Here is a 19,761-nt window from a genome sequence, read left to right as displayed (position 1 = left end):
ATATGATTTAACTAAAAAATTCATTTTAAAATGACTAATAAATATAGCAAAAATTTAAAAGCTCGATACTTAACCATAGGGAGGCCATTCGATTTGAACATGTTTCCAATTCTAACTACAGAGAGACTTTATTTAAGAGAAATTAAAGTCACTGATCTTAATCGGATGTTCAATATTTTATCAAGAGAAGATGTCACCAAATATTATGGACTAGATGCACTAAAAAATAGTAGTGAAGTATTGGACGTAATTCATTATTTTAGAGAAATGTATGAAACACGAAATGGCATCCGTTGGGGGATGATTGATAATGAAACAAACAAATTAATCGGAACATGTGGATTTACTGCCTACCAAGAACGAAACAAAAGGGCAGAAGTTGGCTATGAACTACACCCAGACTATTGGAGAAAAGGTTTTGCGACAGAAGCTTTAAAAGCATTATTATCATATGGATTTGATGTTCTTCAACTAAATCGAATTGGAGCAATCGTTTATCCAGAAAATCTCCCTTCCCAAAAACTCCTTGAAAAAATAGGATTTACGAATGAGGGTCTACTCCGCGAGTATTTAATACAAGGAAGTACAGCGCATGATACCTATGTTTATTCAATTTTGCGAAGTGAATGGGAAAGGACTCAGGAAAAGGAAGTTCGAGATCGAAAAAATGACTTGAACCATAAAAACACAAAAAATCCACAAGGAAAATAAATCACCTTTGTGGATTATTTTTTATATTTAGTTAATCATTACGGATTGACCAGAGTCAAATTCCGAAGTTCAATTTACGATTCTTTCATACTCTTTTAAGTAATGTAATAGATATTCGTAATGACTTTTGGTCGAAATTTTAATCCCTTTCTCAAGCTGTTTTTGTTTGTTTACTTCTAATTTATTCGTATCTATTTGAAAAAAAGATTCAATAATATTATTACCACTTGGCACTCCAATATATAAGTTCAAAACTCCATTTGAATTTATTCCTAAATAACCTTTCGACTTTAAAGTAGGTGAAAGATCATTTATTTTTTTCATTAATACGATTTGATCATCATTTTCCTCTATGACTTTCCAACCCTTAAATTCTTTTTTGACTTGGCCCAGGGTTTTGTGTTGATTAATATAAATTTCCTCAATCACTTCACCGTTTATATATACTTTATGTAAAATGATTGTAATCCCCTTTTTGTTAGAACTATGATGAATATCATTATGAGCTGCCAATGTTTCAGTTTGTGCCGGTATTAATAAAGCTAGTAAACAAACAAAAATTAAAATGAACTTTTTCACAAACATCCACTCCTTTAGACAAAATCATACAAGCTTTTTTAGTTTGACCATTCCTTTTATCTTTATCCAAGATGTTTAAAATTTTTATAGGTAAATGGCCATTAATCTTTTAAACAAAAAAACCTAAAGAGTTGTCTTTAGGAAAGGGGGATGAAAGCTAATGATTCTCATCTAGAATCTTATCTATTTAACTTTGTAATCTTATCATTAATGCTCAGATGTATTTTCAAAAAGAGAGATAAAAAAATTAGGTGCCACTTCAATTTTCTTATAAAATTTAAAACCAGAAGTTTTATATAAGTTAATGGCCGGTAGGTTATCTGATCCTGTTGTAACAATTACCTTTTTCTTTTTAGCAATTTCATTTAAAAAATAATTAACTAATTTTCTTGCTATCCCCCGCTTAAAGCAACTAGGATGTACTACTAATCTACATATTTGATATTCGTTATCGCCTTCTGAATAGGCCAAAAATCCTTTTAAATCATTCTCAATCACATAACCGATAAAGATTTCTTTGGAATCTATAATACTTTCGACATTGTCCTTTAATTGTGGTATTCCTTCAAAATTGATTAACTTCGCCTCTACCTTATATGCAGGTAACTGTACATTTAAAATTAAATTTGCCATTTTTTTATCTTTATTGTCTAATTTAAAAATCAAAATTTTATCCTCCTAATCCACTGACCCTTAATCCTACCCTTTTGATAAACCATTTAGGATATAAAAGTTAAATAACTCAGTAATTTTTTTAGGACTTAGTGCTTCGTGCTCTTTCTCCCAATCGATTTTAAGTGTTGTATAAAGTCGAAACATTACCAAAGCAGTTATTTCAGGATCACATTCAACAATTTCTTTCTTTGCGATTGCCTCTTCAATTTTTTTTTGTATGTATAGAATGATTGAATGATTCAATTGTTTTAAAGCATCATGTACTATAGACGTTCCAATTTCTTTTTGTTCCTGAAGTAACTTTATTGTTAATTCATGTTCATTATGAAAGGCAATAAAAACTTCAATTCCTTTATGTGCTTTTTCGATGAATGAATCCTCATCACGAATGGATTGTTCTGCTAAAAATTTCATTTCAGTAATCAAATTATTGATGATTTCATCAAACAATTCTTCTTTATTTTTGAAGAAAGTATAGATTGTTCCCTTTCCAACATTTGCCTGTTTTGCGATTTGACTCATTGTAGTTGCTTTATAGCCAAAGATGGTAAATGACTTTGTGGCAGCTTGTAAAATATTTTGCTTTTTCAAAAAACTCACCTCAAATTCTCTTATTAACCAATTGACCACTTCGAACTTTTGGTCAATATAAAAATCACTTTACCATATTGTTTAACCCTCATCAAACGAATTATTTAACTATTCTAAGAACTAACAGTAAAAAACTTGATGAAATCCGATCCCTAAATCTGAACACTTAAAAAAGGAAGAAGCAAGAGCTTCCTCCTTTTTAATGTAAAAACTGATTTTTAACGGTTTGGATTAGTTGCATCCTTAACATCATTTTTTACATTTCGATACATATGTTTAACATTGTTTTTTGTATCGTATAATACATTTTTAGTGGCATTTGGAACATTATTTGTAATGTTATTTAAATTATTTCTAATTGTTCCATCGAATGTTATATATACTTTTTTACCACTCGTGTATGGTGATAAAGCGTCTTTAATTTTTGATCGAAATGCGCTTTCATCAACATTTTCATTTACCAAATCTACTGCAACAAGTACCTGATCACCAACAGCAACCGTGTTTGCTTTGGCTACATTTGACATTTGTTCTACTCGTTTAGAAATTTGGTCCGCAAACTTTCGTTCACCCGCATTCATATTAGTGTTTGTACTAATATTTGTATATGGTACAAGAGGAGCTGTGTTTAAATCGTTATTATAACGAACTTGATCCATCGTGTAGTTTCTATTCATATTGTTGACATTTCTTCCATATGTTCCGTCATGGATTACGCCATCATTAGAATACTCACTACTTAAACCTTCATTTATTCGATCATTTCCGTAGTGATTATTTTTCTTTGTGAAATAATCTTGGTTATTAGGATAGTTTACGTTTTCATAACGGTAATTAACCGCATAAGGGTTTGTCGGTTTATTGAAGTTTACTTTTTCATAACCAACATTTCTTTTATGGTCATTCATGGCATTATTGTTAGTTCCACAAGCAGATAATGTTAAAGCTGTTAGCACCGTACCTGTAGCAACGATAAGACCTTTTTTATTCAATATAAAACCCTCCCTTTAATTACAGCTAATTGTAATACTAAAGATGTATTACAAAGTTAGGTTGACCTTTTTAGGTGGATTTTAAATTGTTAATTGATGGTTTGAAACTCATTTTAAGTAAAAAAGTGGCCTTTAAAGGCTGTTCTATGAGAAATTAATTTCTACTCCAATTAATTCCTGTATGAAATAGTTAAAATAAAAAAAAGACGATTAGAAACTAATCGCCTTTTTAAATAAAATTCTTTATTGATCATCTTCCTCAAAATATGGCACTCCATATGAAGACTGATTTTGTGCATAAGGAGTAAATAATTGCGAATTAGGATCAAAATAAGGTTCTGATGCATCACGATACATTGGAGTCGGTCCAGCAGCATACGGTGAAACAGCTGGGCCGCCTTGGAATTTTGGATAGTCCATAGCTGGTAATGTTTGTGGGAAGTTTCCGTTCGGTCCCATATATGCTGGTAATGTTTGTGGGAAGTTTCCGTTCGGTCCCATATATGCCGGTAATGTTTGGGCTACATTTGGATTTGGCCCCATATATGCTGGTAATGTTTGGCCTGTATTTGGATTCGGTCCCATATATGACGGCATTGTTTGCCCAAAATTCCCTGGCATTGGTGCTGGTAATGGTGTAGGCATTGGTGCCGGTAATGGCGTTGGCATTGCAGTTGGCGGAACTGGTGCTTCTCCAGTTACTCCGGGCAGCATCGGCATAGCTCCAAAACTCGGTAATGTTGGTAATGCCCCTCCTTCTCCTCGTGGATAGAAAGGATAGTGTGCGTTTGGTCCCATATACGCTGGTAATGTTTGTGGGAAGTTTTCATTCGGTCCCATATATGCTGGTAATGTTTGTGGGAAGTTTGCGTTCGGCCCCATATATGCTGGCATTGTTTGTGGTGCATTATTTGGCCCCATATATGCTGGTAATGTTTGGGCTTTATTAGTTGCTACTGGTGATACTTGCGCATTTGGTTTTCCTGTTGCCGCTGGCGATACTTGCATATTTGGTTTTCCTGTTGATACTGGTGATACTTGCATATTTGGTTTTCCTGTTGACACTGGTGACACTTGCATATTCGGCTTTCCTGTTGATACTGGCGATACTTGCATATTTGGTTTTCCTGTTGATACCGGTGATACTTGCATATTCGGTTTTCCTGTTGCTACTGGTAAGACCTGCTCTTTTGGTTTTCCAGTTGATACTGGTGATACTTGCACATTTGGTTTTCCTGTTGATACTGGTGATACTTGCACATTTGGTTTTCCTGTTGATACCGGTGATACTTGTTGATTTGGTTTTCCTGTAGATACAGGCGATACTTGTTGATTTGGTTTTCCTGTTTCCGCTGGCGATACTTGCGGAGTTGGTGTTGACGGAGAAACCAATGATCCTGGGAAGTAGTTCTTTTTCTCTGACATGCTTTGTCCTCCCTTGGTGTTCACATTTGATTTATTATCATTTATCGGATTTTTAACTGCCACTGGCGAAACAACTTGCGGTATGTTCGCATTTGGTTTTCCAGTTTGAACAGGAGATACTTGTTGATTCGCATTATTTGTCGCAGGTGATACAGTTGGTTTCGCAGGTGGAATAGGTACCTGAATTACAGGTTTTACTGTCGGTGTAACCTCTACATTAATATTCAAATTATTATCAACTGGCTTTGTATTCGGCATGACAGCAGGTTGTGTCTGAGCTACAGGTTGAACATTTCCTTTTTCTACCTCCAAAGCAACACTTGGCTTAGGTTGCTGTACCTCCTTTTTAGAACCTAATGGGGCTGGTTTTTCTCCCCTTTCTGGCACTTTTATTTTCATGCCAGGATAGATCATATCTGGATTACTTAGTTGGGCATTTAATTTAACTATCTCTTCGTATTCGATGTTATATTTTTGAGCAATGCTCTTAAGGGTATCGCCCTTTATTACTATGTGAATTCTCACCTTTTCCCCTCCTGACCAATTGCCTCTACGTTGGATTGTACATTAGTACCTCACAACAATGTATGTCTGAATATTTCTATTTATGATAGAAGGTATTTTAATTTATGACGAGTAAGCTTGTATAAGTATTTACTTTATTCTTGTTTTTTCTATAAAAAAATCATTTAGCTCAGATTGAACTAAATGATTTTTTTATACTATATTATTTTTAAGCAAGCTCAAGCATTTTATCTAATGCCTTAATTGCATCTTTTGCAGTTTGTTTATCAACTTTTATAATATTTTGGATGTTACCTTTTTCGATATTTTCTAAAGACCATAATAAATGGGGTAAATCGATACGATTCATCGTTAAGCATGGACACATAAATGGATTTAATGAAATGATCTCCTTATCAGGATGATTTTTTATAATTCTTTGAACTAGATTCATTTCAGTTCCAATTGCCCATTTACTTCCTGCAGGAGCAGCTTCAATTTGGTCAATAATATATTTAGTCGATCCATTGTCATCACTTGCTGCTACAACTTCTCTAGAACATTCTGGATGCACAATAATCCTCATATCCGGATGATTTTTTCGTACATTCTCAATATTTTTCACTGTAAAATTCTCATGAACAGAGCAGTGACCTTTCCAAAGTATTACTTTGATGTTATTTAGTTCGCCGCCCTCATATTCTAAAGTGTCCGTTATTGGATTCCAAATCGCCATATGCTCTAGTGGTACACCTAATTCAAATGCTGTGTTTCTACCTAAATGCTGATCAGGTAGGAACAAAATACGTTCTTTTTGTGTGAAAGCCCACGAAACAACCTTTTTAGCATTAGATGAAGTTACGGTTGCACCATCATTTCTACCGACAAACGCTTTAATTGCAGCTGTTGAATTAACATATGTTAATGGTAAAATTGTGTCTCCGAAAAGCTTCTGTAACTCTACCCATGCACGATCAGTTTGATGGTGATCTGCCATATCTGCCATTGAACAGCCTGCTCTCATATCAGGTAAAATAACAATCTGTTCATCTTCCGTTAAAATATCTGCGGTCTCTGCCATAAAATGTACACCACAGAATACAATATATTTCGCTTTTTTATTATTAGCAGCAACTTGAGCAAGTTGTAGAGAATCTCCAGTCGAATCTGAGAAAACTACAACTTCTTCCTTTTGGTAATGATGACCTGGAATGAAAAGAGCATCACCTAATCTCTCTTTTATATCTTTTACTCTTTTTTCCATTTCCTCAGTTGATAATGTATAGTACTCATCAGGAATTTGATATCCTTCATTTTTTTGTATCATATCTAAAACGTTCATTGTCCCCACTCCAATCCCTCTTTATTACAAGTAGAAGCTTATATCTAATGCTTTTGCCGAATGTGTTAAACAGCCTAAAGAAATAACATTTACTCCACAGTTTTGAAAACCTGCTAAATTATCTAAAATAATTCCACCAGAAGCTTCCGTAACAATCGTTTCTGGAACAAGCTTAACGAATTCTTTTATTTCATCTGGAGTACGATTATCAAACATAATGACATCTGCACCAGCTTCAATAGCTTGAAGAACTTGATCTTTGTTTTCAGTCTCGACTTCAATTTTGACCATATGACCTAATTTATTTCGTAATGAATCAACTGCATTTTTAATTGAACCTGCGTAAGCAATATGATTATCTTTAAGCATCACTGCATCATATAAACCGAAACGATGGTTCGCTCCTCCACCACAAGTAACTGCATACTTATCAAACAAACGTAAACCTGGCATCGTTTTTCTTGTATCGACAAGTTTGATTTTCTCGTCGTTTAATGTTTCAACTGCTTTTGAAGTAAGGGTTGCAATCCCACTCATTCGTTGTAGAAGATTAAGCATAACTCTTTCACCTGATAATAACACTTGAACTGGTCCTTCTATTTCTGCGATTAGCTGCCCTGCCTGAACAGATTCACCATCTTTAACGTGTAGTGTTACTTTTATATCTTCATGAAGTAATTTATAAGTTATTTCGACTAAATCAGTACCCGCAATTACTCCATCTGCTTTTGCAAGAACTTTTCCAGTTGTTCTTTCATGCATTGGAAAAATATGAATTGAGGATAGATCCCCTTCTCCAATATCCTCTAGTAAAAATTGCTCAATCATTTTTTTAGCTTTTAATGTATTCATGAATTTCTCTCCTCAAATATTAGCTGGTTGATCTATATATTCTATAAAATGTGAGCCGATGCTTTCTTTTCTTCTTATAGCAGATTCTGCAATTAGTTTTCCAGTAATTAGCATATTGTATCTTTCTAGTTCCTCTTTGTTCATCGGACGTGAATCAACTGTTTTAGACTCTAAGAAGTAAGAAAAATAGGTGATTGCTTTATTTAAATCCTCTTCATTTCTTACAATACCGATATACTTTATCATAATTTCTTTAATTTCATCTTTTGTAGGTAAAGTTCTAAATCTTGGTATCATGTATTTTGGTGGATTCTCATTTATTTTAGCTAAAGGAAGGTCAGCAATAAATTTCGCAACCTTTTTACCAAACACAATCCCTTCCAATAAAGAATTACTAGCGAGTCGATTTGCACCATGCACACCTGTACAAGCAACCTCTCCTACTGCATACAATCCTGGAATTGTCGTCTCTCCATTTGCAGATGTCTTTACCCCACCCATGTGGAAATGTGCGCCTGGAACAACAGGAATCAATCCTTGTTGTAAATCAATTCCGTTATTAATAAGATTGGCAGTAATTGTTGGGAAACGTTGTTCAAATCCATCAATCATTTCGATCGATAAAAAGATTTCTTCCCCGTTTTGCATTTCATTAAAAATCGCCCTACTAACAACATCTCTTGGTGCTAAATCTTCAAAAGGATGAATTCCTTTCATAATGCGACGACCAGTTTTCGTTACTAAAAAAGCTCCTTCACCTCTAACAGCTTCTGATACTAGACCTTTACATTCCCCATTAATGTAAAGCATCGTAGGATGAAATTGAATAAATTCCAAATCAGCCATCTCACAACCCGCTCGAAATGCCATTGCAATTCCATCTCCGGTTATGGCCTTATTATTAGAACTAAATTGATACATTGCCCCAATACCGCCCGTTGCCAGAAGTGTAGTGTTTGCAAAACAGGATTCTAATTCCCCATTTTCATTAAGTATATAAACACCCTTACATATTCCATCTTGTATGATTAAATCAATTACCATTTCATGTTCAATAATCGTTATTTTATCTTTTAACCGTGCATAAACAGTTTCAACTAAATGCTTTCCAGTGGCATCCCCGCCAGAATGTAAAATTCTATTTTTCCGATGCGCTCCTTCTCTACCAAGATGGAACTGATCTGATTCATCTTTGTCAAACTTCATGCCACTAGAAACAAGATCCTTCATAGACGTTGTTCCGTTCTTTACTAGTTCTTCTACTGCTTCTATATTATTTACATTACAACCCGCTTCGAGCGTATCTTGTTTATGAAGCTCCCAAGTATCATCATCAGACATTACAGCTGCAATTCCACCTTGTGCAAGCATCGAATTGCTGTCCCAAATTTTTTTCTTTGTGAATAGAATCACATTTTTAGACTGACAAATTTCCTCAGCAGCCATTAAAGCAGCAATCCCACTGCCAATAATGACAACGTCTGCAGTTCGCATAGTTGCCCCCTCCATTTACAGTACATCTATTTAAATTTTATCTTATAGATAAAAAAGCTGTCTTGACACCTATATTTACATATATTTAAACTAATGACAAGAAATTTTTTTTTAATGCGCAAAAAAGGAGACTTTAATTTGATTTATTTAGACTATGCTGCTACAACTCCAATGAGTGAAGAAGCCATTGAGACATTTGTCACTGCCTCTAAAAATTACTTTGGAAATGAGCGAAGTTTACATGATATTGGCTCAAAGGCATCACTGTTACTTGAAGCATGCCGCAAACAATTAGCAGGATTTATAAATGCTAGCCCCGCTTCAATTTACTTTACAAGTGGAGGAACTGAATCAAATTTAATTGCTATTCAAACCCTCTTGAAGAGTACAAAAAAAGTCGGAAAACACATATTAACCACCACATTAGAGCATTCTTCAATTAGTAATTATTTAAAAGTACTGGAAGAACAAGGATATGAAGTTTCTTATTTGCCAGTTACAAATAGCGGGATTATCTCATTAGAAGAGATTGAAAATGCAATTCGTGAAGATACTATATTGGGTATTTTTCAACATGTAAATTCTGAAATTGGAGCCATTCAACCGATTAACGAAATTGCAAATTTATTTAATTCATCAAATATTCTACTTCATTGCGATTGTGTACAATCATTTGGAAAAATAGCAATAGATGTCTCAAAATATGAAATTTCTAGTCTTAGTATTTCAGGTCATAAATTATATGGACCAAAAGGGATCGGTGCCCTTTATTTAAATCCTAAATTAACTTGTCAACCAATCTATCCCGGTACATCTCATGAAAGTGGGATTCGTCCCGGTACTGTTAATGTTCCAGCAATTGCATCATTCGTAACAGCCGCTGGCCATTTAATAAAAAATCAAGACGAAGAGCAAAAGAGATGTCACTATTTAAAAAATGTTTTAAAATCACAATTACAAGATGTTCAGCATCTTGTAAAATTTGAAGGTTCTGATGGAGAGTGTATTCCAAATATAATTGGAATGAGAATCATTGGACTTGAAGGTCAGTTTGTCATGCTTGAATGTAATCGACATCAATTTGCCATTTCAACGGGAAGCGCTTGTGCAATTGGCATGCAGAAACCTTCAGAAACGATGTTAGCAATTGGAAGAGACCCCCATGAGGCAAAACAATTCTTCAGAGTCTCAGTCGGGAAACAGACAACAGAAGAAGACTTAATCAAATTTTCGTCTGTGTTAAAATTAATCATAAATCAAAATTTTTAATCGAGGAAATTAAAATGAATAAAAAACTTTTAGGGGAAGAAAGAAGAAAGAAAGTTTTACAATGGTTAAAGGAGTCTGAGTCGCCCTTATCAGGCAATTCCTTAGCTAAAAGAGCAAATGTTAGTCGACAAGTTGTTGTAGGTGATATTACACTTTTAAAAGCGAAAAATGAGCCTATACTAGCAACTGCACAAGGTTATATTTATATACATCCTAATAAGGAAACAGACAAAATTAGAAAAGTAATTATTTGTCATCATACAGCTGACGAAACTCAAAAAGAACTAGAAATATTAGTCGATCACGGTGTTACAGTTAAAGATGTAATGGTTGAACATCCCGTCTATGGATATATCACAGCCCAATTACAAATTGCGAACCGATATGATATAACCTTATTCCTTCAAAAAATGGGAGAAACAAGCTCCGTTCCACTATCTAATTTAACAAATGGAACACATCTTCATACGATCGAGGCAGATAGTGAACAGCAGCTAGAAAGTGCTATCTTACAATTAAAAAATGAAGGTTTTTTGGTAGACATACTATAAGTGAAGGTTTAAAAGGATTGAAAAGGTGTATTGGTAAATCTCTTTGATTAAACAATAAGGGGCTGTCTCATGTGTCAGAGTAAGGGACATATGGACATCCCTTTTTTAAGGTAGAGCAAGGGTATCTCAGTCAAACTTTAAATTGTAGTTGATGTTTTCGATCTTGTTATGATCATTTCAACAAGCATTAATTAATTTTTTAGTCGAAATAGGAAAAATTAGAGTAAATTTGCTCCTTTCCCTTTTAAGTGGTGCTATTTTTGTATAATGTGAAGTCAAAATACCTTTACTAGTATGGGTAAAACTTTATCTTATTTGCGATTCTTGGAAATTTAATTGCAGTTTTGCTCAGTTTATTTGTGATTCCCGAATTTTAATTGCGATTTTGTCAATTTTATTTGCGATTCCCGAATTTTTATTTGCAGTTCACAATTTATTTGCGGATTGAGACTTCTTATTTGCGATTCCCCAAATATTATTTGCAGCATATTATTTATGAATAAATAAGAAAGAGGGTGTCCAAATTGTAAAACTTTTGGACACCCTCTTTTTATATAGGAATAATTAATCGATAAATTCGAATTCGTATTCAGAAATCTTAACGATATCTCCGTTTTTCGCGCCGCGTTGGCGTAGTGCCTCATCAATCCCCATTCCACGCATTTGACGTGCAAATCGACGAATTGACTCTTCACGTTCAAAGTTAGTCATTTTGAATAGTTTTTCAAGCTCTTCACCTGTAACAACGAACGTTCCATCACTTTCACGAGTAATCTCAAAAGTAGGTTCTTCTTTTTGATATTTATATAGAACTCGTAATGGTTTGTCTTCCTCTTCGTCATGAAGTGGGAATTCTGGAGTTGTTTCAACTAAATCTGCAACAGTAAATAATAAATCACGTAAACCTTGACGTGTTACTGCAGAAATTGGGAAAATTTGAACTTCATCTCCAACTTGTTCTTTAAACTTATTTAAGTTTTCTTCAGCTTCTGGAATATCCATTTTATTTGCAACGACTACTTGAGGTCGTTCAGTTAAACGTAAATTATATTCTTTTAGCTCTTGATTAATTGTTAAGTAATCGTCATATGGGTCTCTGCCTTCAAGACCTGACATATCAATTACATGAACAATTACACGTGTTCTTTCAATATGACGTAGGAATTGATGCCCAAGTCCAACACCTTGATGTGCTCCTTCAATTAACCCTGGTAAATCGGCCATTACAAAACTACGATTATCTTCAGTTTCTACAACACCTAAATTAGGAACAATTGTTGTAAAATGATATTCAGCGATTTTTGGTCTAGCAGAACTTACAACAGATAGTAATGTTGATTTACCAACACTTGGGAAACCAACTAATCCAACATCAGCTAAAACTTTAAGTTCTAGTTTAATGTTTCTTTCCTTACCTGGCTCACCATTTTCAGCTATTTCTGGAGCGGGATTTGCAGGCGATGCAAATCGACTATTTCCACGGCCTCCACGGCCTCCTCTTGCAATAATAGCTGTTTGACCATCCATTGTAAGGTCAGCTATTAATTCACCTGAATCAGCATCTGTTACGATCGTCCCAGGTGGTACTTTTACAATCATATCTTCTGCATTTTTACCATGTTGATTTTTAGACATACCGTGTTGACCACGATCTGCTTTAAAATGACGTTTATAACGGAAATCCATTAATGTTCTTAAGCCTTCATCTACTATAAATACAACATTAGCTCCCCTACCACCGTCTCCACCAGCAGGGCCACCTTTTGGAACATATTTTTCACGACGGAAGGCTACCATACCGTTTCCGCCGTCTCCACCTTTTACATATATCTTGACTTGATCAATAAACATAATTATAAATCCACCACTCTTTTATTTTTCCATTTTAAATTCGATACTGCACTCTTCTGTCTCACAAAAATATGACATCATTCTAATTTTTGAGCTGTCATTTGATGATGAAACAATCCACTTCAACATATCTTCTTTCTTTGTTAGTTTACCTCTGAAATCAAAAAAGAAACTAACTGTTTTATCATTTATTTCAATTGTTAAACTAACAAAATTTTCCTCATAAATATGTACCCAAGATTCTAGTTTTTCTAAAAAATTTTGAATCCATACCGTCATCACTTCGTCTAAATTTTTAAGCGAACATGGTTCTCCTAAAATTTCATAATCTAGTACAATTGTACGAGGCTTCCAGTTATAGGTAATGATAAATTCTGCAAACTCTGGAATTTGTAACGAACAAATTTTAGCTTCATTCAAAGAATCAGCAACAATTTTTGTAATCGTTTCTTCTAGCTGGTCAGATTGACCTGTGGCCATGTATCCTTTTATTAATTGAATTCGATTTAACCAATCATGACGTGAATGTCTTAATACCTCTAGAACGTCCCATTTCTCCTGCATTGTATTCTCCTATAGGTTTACATTTTTGGTATTTATGAAGGTAATAAAAAAGTTAGACTCGGCATTTTGATTGATCATTTTGAAAGTCTCAAACTAGTGTGTAGCTTGTAAAATGCCAAGTCTTTGGAGCATATTGTTTGAGAGGTTGCTATAACAACATCTTTTTCTATGTTGAATAGCAATTTATTTAAATAAAAATGTCTTAAGTACAGAAAAACTCTAACCTAAAAGGTTAGAGTTTCTAAGTTAGTTTCTTAAGCTTCTTGAGCTACAGGGTATACACTTACTTGTTTGCGGTCACGGCCTAAACGTTCGAATTTAACTACGCCATCAACCTTCGCAAATAATGTGTCATCTCCACCACGACCAACGTTTACACCTGGATAAATCTTAGTGCCGCGTTGACGGTAAAGAATTGAACCACCAGTTACGAATTGTCCATCAGCACGTTTAGCGCCAAGACGTTTTGACATTGAGTCACGACCGTTTTTTGTAGAACCTACTCCCTTTTTAGAAGCAAATAACTGAAGATTTAATTTTAACATGGTTACACCTCCTGTTTTACTCGTTTATAGTGACATAGTCACCGTAACTTGCAGCGATAGTTTGTAAAGATACGATCATCGCCTCAAGGATAAGTTGCGCTTTTTGCATATTATCTTCATTTAAATCAATCGGTAATTGATACTTCAAGAAACCTTTCTTTTCATCAATTACTGTATTTAATTCGGAATCTATACGGCAAATTGCTTCCAAAGCATTTACAGTTCCTACTGAAACTGCTGATATACCGGCACAAACAATGTCAGTCCCAGCATCAGAAAAAAATGCATGTCCACTTATTTTAAAGGAACCTATACGTCCATCTTTTAAACGTTCAATTGTTATTTTAGTCATTACTTAAAATTAAGCGTTGATTTTTTCGATAACAACTTTAGTGTAAGGTTGACGATGACCTTGCTTACGACGGTAGTTCTTTTTAGATTTGTATTTGAATACAAGAATCTTTTTAGCTTTACCGTTCTTTTCAACTTTTGCAGTTACAGTAGCTCCTTCAACAGTTGGGCTACCAACTTTGATGTTTTCGCCACCTACGAATAAAACTTTGTCGAATGTTACAGTTTCACCTGCGTTAGTATCAAGTTTCTCGATGTAGATTGCTTGACCTTCTTCAACTTTGATTTGTTTACCACCAGTTTCAATAATTGCGTACATAATTGCACCTCCTCAATAGTCTAAGACTCGCCACCAATAGGCATGCTAAAATAGCAATTTAATACCTATTATGCGCGGTTGTAGCACGGGTGCGCTACAAACAATAACATTATGATGTTACCACGGGGCATGTCGAATGTCAACAACTACTTCAGTTAATGACTGTTTCTAAATAGCTTGTTATTTCCATAGTCGTACCAGTTCTAACTATATTATAAAATGGTGTTTTTGAAGATATAATTTTTAAACAGATTTTTATAAACATTGCTTTTTCTAGTCTTTGTATATGATTATTCTGATCTCCATTTAACGCTTTTGCGACATCCTCACTACATTCAACAAGTAAAGCCTCGATATCACGACTTGTTGAGAGCTCCCAAAGCACTCTTTCTAGCTCAAAAACTGTCTGAACCGTGTTTTTTACAAGCCCACTACCATTACACTCAGGACATTTTTGATGAGTTGCTTCAATATGTGAATGCGCTGTTCTTTTACGTGTAAGTTCAAATAAACCAAGGTCAGAAAATCCAAATAGCTTTGTATATGCTCGATCATTTTTAAAGGCTTCCTTTAATAAATCGCCTATACTTTTTTGCTGTTCAATGGACTTCATATTTATAAAATCAATAATAATCATTCCACCAATATCACGAAGTCTTAATTGGCGAACAATCTCATTTGCAGCTAATTGATTTGTATGATATACAGTTTCTTCACGATTATTTTTCCCGCTAAATTTACCTGTATTTACATCGATCACTGTCATAGCTTCAGTTTGCTCGATTAGTAGAAATGAACCATTTTTTAACCATACAATTTGTTTAAAAGATTTCTCTATTTGTTCTTCAATTTTAAATGCAACAAAAATATTTTCATTACCCCTATAACTAATTATTTGAAGATCTTCAGGCAAATAGTTTTTATAAGCAGGTAAATCATCAATGACTAATTCACTGATTGTTTCTTTAGGATGTAATTTAAAAAACTTAGTAAACAAGGAATTCGCTTCCCATAAACAATTGATTTTTTTAAAGCTTTGATTTTTTAATGAGTCATAAAATGTTCGAAAGCCTTTTAACTCATTTAAAATCACATCTGATTCAGTATTTTCACAAGAAGATCTGAAAATTAACCCCTCATTATCACGATTGTAATCTCGACCTAATGAGTATAATTTATTTCGTTTCGATTCTTTTTTTATTTTATTTGAAACAGCAACTTGTTTTGTAAGAGGGAAATATACAACGTAATCACCAGAGAACTCAAGATTATTTGTAAGCTTAGGACCTTTCTCATCAAACGCATCCTTTATTACTTGAACCAAAATATATTGTCCTTTTTGGAACTTTTTTCTTATTAATTCGTCTTTATTGATTTCAGATTCTTTACCTTCGATTGTATCTTCGAATCTCATGAAGCCATTTTTATTTAAACCAATATTCACAAATATTGCATTTAATTTCGGCATTACTTCTTGAATTTGTCCTACATATATATTCCCTACATATGTATTTTGGTCTGCAGAAGAAAACCATTCAACTAGCTGGTCATTTTCAGTTACAGCAATTCTTTTCTCTGAATGTTTTACATTCATAATAACTTTCTTCAAATTCATCTTCCTAACTATGTATAGTGTCTATCACATTTTATTCATTTAATTAGAAAAAAGCTAGTTATGATAATCTAATTAGTTAGTCTACTCACATGAATATTAGAAATTGAATATTATATTCAGATTTCTCTTACATTCTTCTTTAAAGAGACGTTATTTTCCCCTTTTCTTTTCCTGTATTACCCTTTCTTTTACTTAATCCTGATTTAGATAGGAGCGATTATATGGATATAATTCTATCAATTCTTATACCAACCGTCCCCGAAAGAATGGGGTATTTAAATAATATTATTAATGAATTAGATAAACAGAGTAAAACATATCCAGTTGAAATATTAGTACTTTTGGAAAATAAAAAAAGAAGCATTGGTGAAAAAAGAAATGTTCTAATTGAGCAAGCAAAAGGAGATTATGTAGTTTTTATAGATGACGATGATCGGATAGAACCAAATTATATCGAATTATTATGCTCAGCAATCAACGAAACGCCAAATGTTGACTGTATTGTATTTGACGTTTTAGTAAATTTTAATAACCAATACTCTAAAGTTTGTAAATATGGGAAAGAGTTTGCACATGGGGAAGATGAAAATTATTATTATCGAAAACCAAATCATTTAATGTGCTATTCAAAAAAAATTGCTTCGGCACATAAATTTCTTAATATCAGTTTTGGTGAAGACGATGAATGGGGCAGACGAGTTTCTAACGATATAAAAATTCAAAAAAGGATCCCTTCTATATTGTATTACTATGACTATATTCCAAAAGACTCCTCGTGGTATGTATAATAAGAATTGAATAAAATTAATTAAAAAATGGCCTCACCTAGAGACCATCTTTTTTTGTTTGCTATTGGACTGACTAATTTAATTTACAACACTATAAAGATGGCTTCATATCAAGCCACCTTTAGTTTATAGAAAATGTATAAAATAAATGAAATCTAACTAATTAATTCTTCAAGCGAATAGGTTGCTTTCTTCTCAGTGAAGTAAGCATGTAATAATTCATTTTCATCTAACATTTGTTGATTTTTTTTATCAAGAGAAAAGACGACGTTGTATTTATATCCTTTTTGAAAGTTGGAAAAAACTTGAAATAATTTTGTTTCTTTATTCAAGGAGATCGATTTGATTTTTTGGATATATTGTTTGTTTCCATAAAACCGTTCCATTAAAAATCGGATAACAACAAAATGCCTATTTTTCCACTCACCCCATAAGGAAACGATTAAAAATAATAGACAAACCCAAATTGTAATATTCATAGGCTGTATTATGATTGTAAGTAATGAGGATAACACTAAAAATACAAATGATGAGTACAAGCTATATATATGAGCTCTAACGAACGGAAAAATCAATGAAAATAACTGATAGATTAATTTCCCACCGTCTAATGGCCATATTGGTAATAAATTAAAACAAAGGATACTAAGATTGTAATTGATAAAAAGCGTATAGAGGTTTTCAGGCATTAAATTCATTTGAAATAGGAAGTTAGCGAATATATATAAAGTTAAATGTTGAATGGGGCCAGAGATTGTAACAATAAACTCCTCGTAGGTTGGTCGATTTCCATGTTCATCAAGATCTACAACTCCCCCAAACGGAAGTAGCGTAATTTTATTTATTCTCCAATTAAATGAAGTAGCAGCAATGGCGTGACCTAATTCGTGGCAGAAAATTATAATTGATACAAACAATACTGACCAAAAATTAGCTGTCATAATACCAATACATGCAATTAATAAATACAGCGGATGAACTGAAATTTTGGAAGGAAGAGTTAGCCATTTATTCAAATGGAATCACCTGTTTCGGATCGATAAATTTTTCCCCCATTTTAATTGCGAAATAATAAGTACCTAAATTCCCTTCATCATTGGATGATACCGTCCCGATAACCTTTTTACTGTCCACTTCGTCATAAACTTTTACGTTAGTTGTTCCTAATTTTCCGTACCAAGATTCTGAACCATCAGCGTGTTGAATAATGACCGTATTCCCTAAATTATCTTTCTTTCCTACAAAAAGTACTCGACCTTTTTTGATTGACTCTACTTTTTGGTTAGCTTCAGTTTGAATCAATATCCCTTGGCCGTCCGTTTTAAAACTTTGCAGTACTTTACCACTTGCAGGAACAGCATAATTATCATTTCCAACATTCTCTTTTTGATCATTTAATTGTGGTAAAAAAGCAATAGGACTTCCAAATCGATCTTCATACCATTTCTGTAATGAAGCAAACTGAAATTCACTTTCATAAACTTGTGAAAGACCATGCCGAACTTGAGATGCCATAGGTGAGTTACTTTTTAAGATGATGGCTAAAGCTAGTACAATAATCGCGCATAATAAACTTCTAAAAATAAAGTTAGAGTTATTCATTATTTTCTTACCTTGCTCTTCTACCAAATCATCATAAGTATAAGTGTATCCGCCCTCAGTGTTTTGCACTTCTTTTACCGGAAATTTGCTCATCAATTGATTCGGATTTCCCCATTTTTCTTCTTGTTCACGCCGTTTAGCGATCCGCTTTCTTATATCATCTACGCGCTTACTCAAAGTGTCACCTCTCCTCGGAACCTAGTTATTAAATTTATATGAATCAACAGGACAACTTATGAGTAGATAATTTGAAAAGTGGATAAAGGTATTAGACAGGATTTTGGAAGTGATTTAAGAGGAAATTTGAAAAATAGAAAAAGAAAAACACTTCGCTTTTTACGAAGTGTTATCGGATACCAAATAATTTTTTCACTTTAAAGAAAATACTCTTTTCAGTTTCTAATGATTGTAATGGTACAGATTCCCCTAGCACTCTTCTTGCAATATTTCTATATGCAATAGAAGCTTTTGAATTTGGATTCATCGCTACAGGTTCACCACTATTAGTTGCCTTAATAACGCTTTCATCATCTTGGACAATACCAATTAAATCTACAGCTAACATTGAAGTAATTTCATCAACATCTAAGCTATCTCTATTTTCCATCATATGACTTCTAATACGATTGATTACTAGTTTAGGAGGCTCAATATCCTCTTGATCTAATAATCCAATAATACGATCTGCATCACGAATTGAAGAAACTTCAGGAGTTGTGACAACGATCGCTTTATCTGCACCTGCTACTGCATTTTTATATCCTTGCTCAATACCAGCAGGGCAGTCTATTAATATATAATCATAGTCTTTTTTTAATTCATCAACAAGCTCTCTCATTTGTTCAGGCGAAACAGCAGTTTTATCGCTTGTTTGTGCAGCAGGTAATAAATATAAGCATTCAAAACGCTTATCCTTTATTAATGCCTGATGCGTTTTACAGCGACCTTCAACAACGTCCACTAAATCATAGACGATGCGATTTTCTAATCCCATGACAACATCTAAGTTACGTAGGCCGATATCAGTGTCAATTAAGCACACTTTTTTTCCAAACATCGCTAATGCTGTTCCTAAATTTGCTGATGTAGTTGTTTTACCAACTCCACCTTTACCAGATGTAATTACTATAGCCTCTCCCAC

The 19,761-nt window shown here is 33.7% G+C and carries 21 protein-coding genes and 1 other annotated feature; of the genes, 4 read left to right on the top strand and 17 right to left on the bottom strand.

Annotated features, from left to right (window positions below; all coding sequences use genetic code 11):
- Positions 1 to 99 precede the first annotated feature (99 nt).
- A complete protein-coding gene (locus CN946_RS05465; protein ID WP_098860267.1) occupies positions 100 to 711 on the top strand; it encodes a GNAT family N-acetyltransferase in 612 nt (203 codons plus the stop codon).
- Positions 712 to 780: 69 nt separating this feature from the next.
- Here the strand turns inward: CN946_RS05465 and CN946_RS05460 are convergent, their stop codons facing one another.
- The 8 genes from CN946_RS05460 to nadB form a co-directional block, all read right to left on the bottom strand.
- Entirely contained in the window at positions 781 to 1,290 is a 510-nt protein-coding gene (locus CN946_RS05460) for a BofC C-terminal domain-containing protein (protein WP_176547218.1), read from the bottom strand.
- A 207-nt stretch (positions 1,291 to 1,497) separates the two neighbouring features.
- Positions 1,498 to 1,956, bottom strand: coding sequence for a GNAT family N-acetyltransferase (locus CN946_RS05455; RefSeq protein ID WP_286133824.1), 459 nt, complete (start codon positions 1,954 to 1,956; stop codon positions 1,498 to 1,500).
- Positions 1,957 to 1,989: 33 nt separating this feature from the next.
- Complete coding sequence (locus CN946_RS05450) at positions 1,990 to 2,565, bottom strand: TetR/AcrR family transcriptional regulator (RefSeq protein WP_098860219.1); 576 nt, start codon at positions 2,563 to 2,565, stop codon at positions 1,990 to 1,992.
- Between the two features lie 209 nt (positions 2,566 to 2,774).
- Positions 2,775 to 3,548 (bottom strand): YhcN/YlaJ family sporulation lipoprotein, encoded by a 774-nt coding sequence (locus CN946_RS05445; RefSeq protein ID WP_098860218.1) that lies wholly within the window; start codon positions 3,546 to 3,548, stop codon positions 2,775 to 2,777.
- A gap of 243 nt (positions 3,549 to 3,791) precedes the next feature.
- Positions 3,792 to 5,498 (bottom strand): LysM peptidoglycan-binding domain-containing protein, encoded by a 1,707-nt coding sequence (locus CN946_RS05440; RefSeq protein ID WP_098860217.1) that lies wholly within the window; start codon positions 5,496 to 5,498, stop codon positions 3,792 to 3,794.
- Positions 5,499 to 5,706: 208 nt separating this feature from the next.
- On the bottom strand, positions 5,707 to 6,819 hold the full coding sequence (nadA, locus tag CN946_RS05435; protein ID WP_098860216.1) for a quinolinate synthase NadA: 1,113 nt from the start codon (positions 6,817 to 6,819) through the stop codon (positions 5,707 to 5,709).
- Between the two features lie 24 nt (positions 6,820 to 6,843).
- Entirely contained in the window at positions 6,844 to 7,671 is an 828-nt protein-coding gene (gene nadC / locus CN946_RS05430) for a carboxylating nicotinate-nucleotide diphosphorylase (RefSeq protein ID WP_098860215.1), read from the bottom strand.
- A 12-nt stretch (positions 7,672 to 7,683) separates the two neighbouring features.
- Complete coding sequence (gene nadB / locus CN946_RS05425; RefSeq protein ID WP_098860214.1) at positions 7,684 to 9,165, bottom strand: L-aspartate oxidase; 1,482 nt, start codon at positions 9,163 to 9,165, stop codon at positions 7,684 to 7,686.
- Between the two features lie 138 nt (positions 9,166 to 9,303).
- On the opposite strand from nadB, the gene CN946_RS05420 reads away from it, so the two are divergent.
- Entirely contained in the window at positions 9,304 to 10,434 is a 1,131-nt protein-coding gene (locus CN946_RS05420; protein ID WP_098860213.1) for an IscS subfamily cysteine desulfurase, read from the top strand.
- 8 nt (positions 10,435 to 10,442) lie between these two features.
- Complete coding sequence (locus CN946_RS05415; RefSeq protein WP_098860212.1) at positions 10,443 to 10,985, top strand: transcription repressor NadR; 543 nt, start codon at positions 10,443 to 10,445, stop codon at positions 10,983 to 10,985.
- A 564-nt stretch (positions 10,986 to 11,549) separates the two neighbouring features.
- Here the strand turns inward: CN946_RS05415 and obgE are convergent.
- The 6 genes from obgE to CN946_RS05385 all read right to left on the bottom strand — a co-directional run bounded on the left by obgE (position 11,550) and on the right by CN946_RS05385 (position 16,224).
- Positions 11,550 to 12,836: a GTPase ObgE gene (obgE, locus tag CN946_RS05410; RefSeq protein WP_098860211.1), complete on the bottom strand. Its 1,287-nt coding sequence runs from the start codon at positions 12,834 to 12,836 to the stop codon at positions 11,550 to 11,552.
- Positions 12,837 to 12,857: 21 nt separating this feature from the next.
- Positions 12,858 to 13,400, bottom strand: a complete 543-nt coding sequence (locus CN946_RS05405; RefSeq protein ID WP_069035176.1) for a Spo0B C-terminal domain-containing protein — start codon at positions 13,398 to 13,400, stop codon at positions 12,858 to 12,860.
- Positions 13,401 to 13,654: 254 nt separating this feature from the next.
- Positions 13,655 to 13,945, bottom strand: a complete 291-nt coding sequence (rpmA, locus tag CN946_RS05400; RefSeq protein WP_025672162.1) for a 50S ribosomal protein L27 — start codon at positions 13,943 to 13,945, stop codon at positions 13,655 to 13,657.
- 16 nt (positions 13,946 to 13,961) lie between these two features.
- Positions 13,962 to 14,297, bottom strand: a complete 336-nt coding sequence (locus tag CN946_RS05395) for a ribosomal-processing cysteine protease Prp (RefSeq protein ID WP_056472574.1) — start codon at positions 14,295 to 14,297, stop codon at positions 13,962 to 13,964.
- Between the two features lie 9 nt (positions 14,298 to 14,306).
- Positions 14,307 to 14,615 carry a 50S ribosomal protein L21 gene (gene rplU / locus CN946_RS05390; RefSeq protein WP_025672164.1) on the bottom strand — a complete coding sequence of 103 codons (309 nt, stop codon included), beginning with the start codon at positions 14,613 to 14,615 and terminating at the stop codon, positions 14,307 to 14,309.
- Positions 14,616 to 14,628: 13 nt separating this feature from the next.
- Positions 14,629 to 14,705: a sequence feature (ribosomal protein L21 leader region), on the bottom strand.
- Positions 14,706 to 14,766: 61 nt separating this feature from the next.
- Positions 14,767 to 16,224 (bottom strand): Rne/Rng family ribonuclease, encoded by a 1,458-nt coding sequence (locus CN946_RS05385; protein WP_176547216.1) that lies wholly within the window; start codon positions 16,222 to 16,224, stop codon positions 14,767 to 14,769.
- 227 nt (positions 16,225 to 16,451) lie between these two features.
- On the opposite strand from CN946_RS05385, the gene CN946_RS05380 reads away from it, so the two are divergent.
- Positions 16,452 to 17,018, top strand: coding sequence for a glycosyltransferase family A protein (locus tag CN946_RS05380; RefSeq protein ID WP_098860209.1), 567 nt, complete (start codon positions 16,452 to 16,454; stop codon positions 17,016 to 17,018).
- 155 nt (positions 17,019 to 17,173) lie between these two features.
- Here CN946_RS05380 and CN946_RS05375 read toward each other — a convergent pair whose 3' ends face one another.
- From CN946_RS05375 to minD, 3 genes are all read right to left on the bottom strand, one after another.
- Complete coding sequence (locus CN946_RS05375) at positions 17,174 to 18,034, bottom strand: site-2 protease family protein (RefSeq protein WP_098860208.1); 861 nt, start codon at positions 18,032 to 18,034, stop codon at positions 17,174 to 17,176.
- Positions 18,027 to 18,797: a M23 family metallopeptidase gene (locus CN946_RS05370; RefSeq protein WP_286133822.1), complete on the bottom strand. Its 771-nt coding sequence runs from the start codon at positions 18,795 to 18,797 to the stop codon at positions 18,027 to 18,029. The genes CN946_RS05375 and CN946_RS05370 overlap by 8 nt, the downstream gene beginning before the upstream one ends.
- A 169-nt stretch (positions 18,798 to 18,966) precedes the next feature.
- Positions 18,967 to 19,761, bottom strand: coding sequence for a septum site-determining protein MinD (gene minD, locus CN946_RS05365; protein ID WP_097978915.1), 795 nt, complete (start codon positions 19,759 to 19,761; stop codon positions 18,967 to 18,969).

Source organism: Bacillus sp. AFS053548 (genome assembly GCF_002575105.1).
In the GTDB taxonomy this organism is placed as follows: Bacteria; Bacillota; Bacilli; order Bacillales; family Bacillaceae_G; genus Gottfriedia.
This window is presented reverse-complemented; position numbering and strand designations above follow the sequence as displayed.

Excerpts from the sequence above, each read along its gene's own strand:
- CN946_RS05395 (WP_056472574.1), bottom strand. The coding sequence starts at position 14,297 with ATGACTAAAATAACAATTGAACGTTTAAAAGATGGACGTATAGGTTCC.
- nadC (WP_098860215.1), bottom strand. The coding sequence starts at position 7,671 with ATGAATACATTAAAAGCTAAAAAAATGATTGAGCAATTTTTACTAGAG.
- CN946_RS05380 (WP_098860209.1), top strand. The coding sequence starts at position 16,452 with ATGGATATAATTCTATCAATTCTTATACCAACCGTCCCCGAAAGAATG.
- rplU (WP_025672164.1), bottom strand. The coding sequence starts at position 14,615 with ATGTACGCAATTATTGAAACTGGTGGTAAACAAATCAAAGTTGAAGAA.
- nadA (WP_098860216.1), bottom strand. The coding sequence starts at position 6,819 with ATGAACGTTTTAGATATGATACAAAAAAATGAAGGATATCAAATTCCT.
- CN946_RS05465 (WP_098860267.1), top strand. The coding sequence starts at position 100 with ATGTTTCCAATTCTAACTACAGAGAGACTTTATTTAAGAGAAATTAAA.
- rpmA (WP_025672162.1), bottom strand. The coding sequence starts at position 13,945 with ATGTTAAAATTAAATCTTCAGTTATTTGCTTCTAAAAAGGGAGTAGGT.
- nadB (WP_098860214.1), bottom strand. The coding sequence starts at position 9,165 with ATGCGAACTGCAGACGTTGTCATTATTGGCAGTGGGATTGCTGCTTTA.
- obgE (WP_098860211.1), bottom strand. The coding sequence starts at position 12,836 with ATGTTTATTGATCAAGTCAAGATATATGTAAAAGGTGGAGACGGCGGA.
- CN946_RS05405 (WP_069035176.1), bottom strand. The coding sequence starts at position 13,400 with ATGCAGGAGAAATGGGACGTTCTAGAGGTATTAAGACATTCACGTCAT.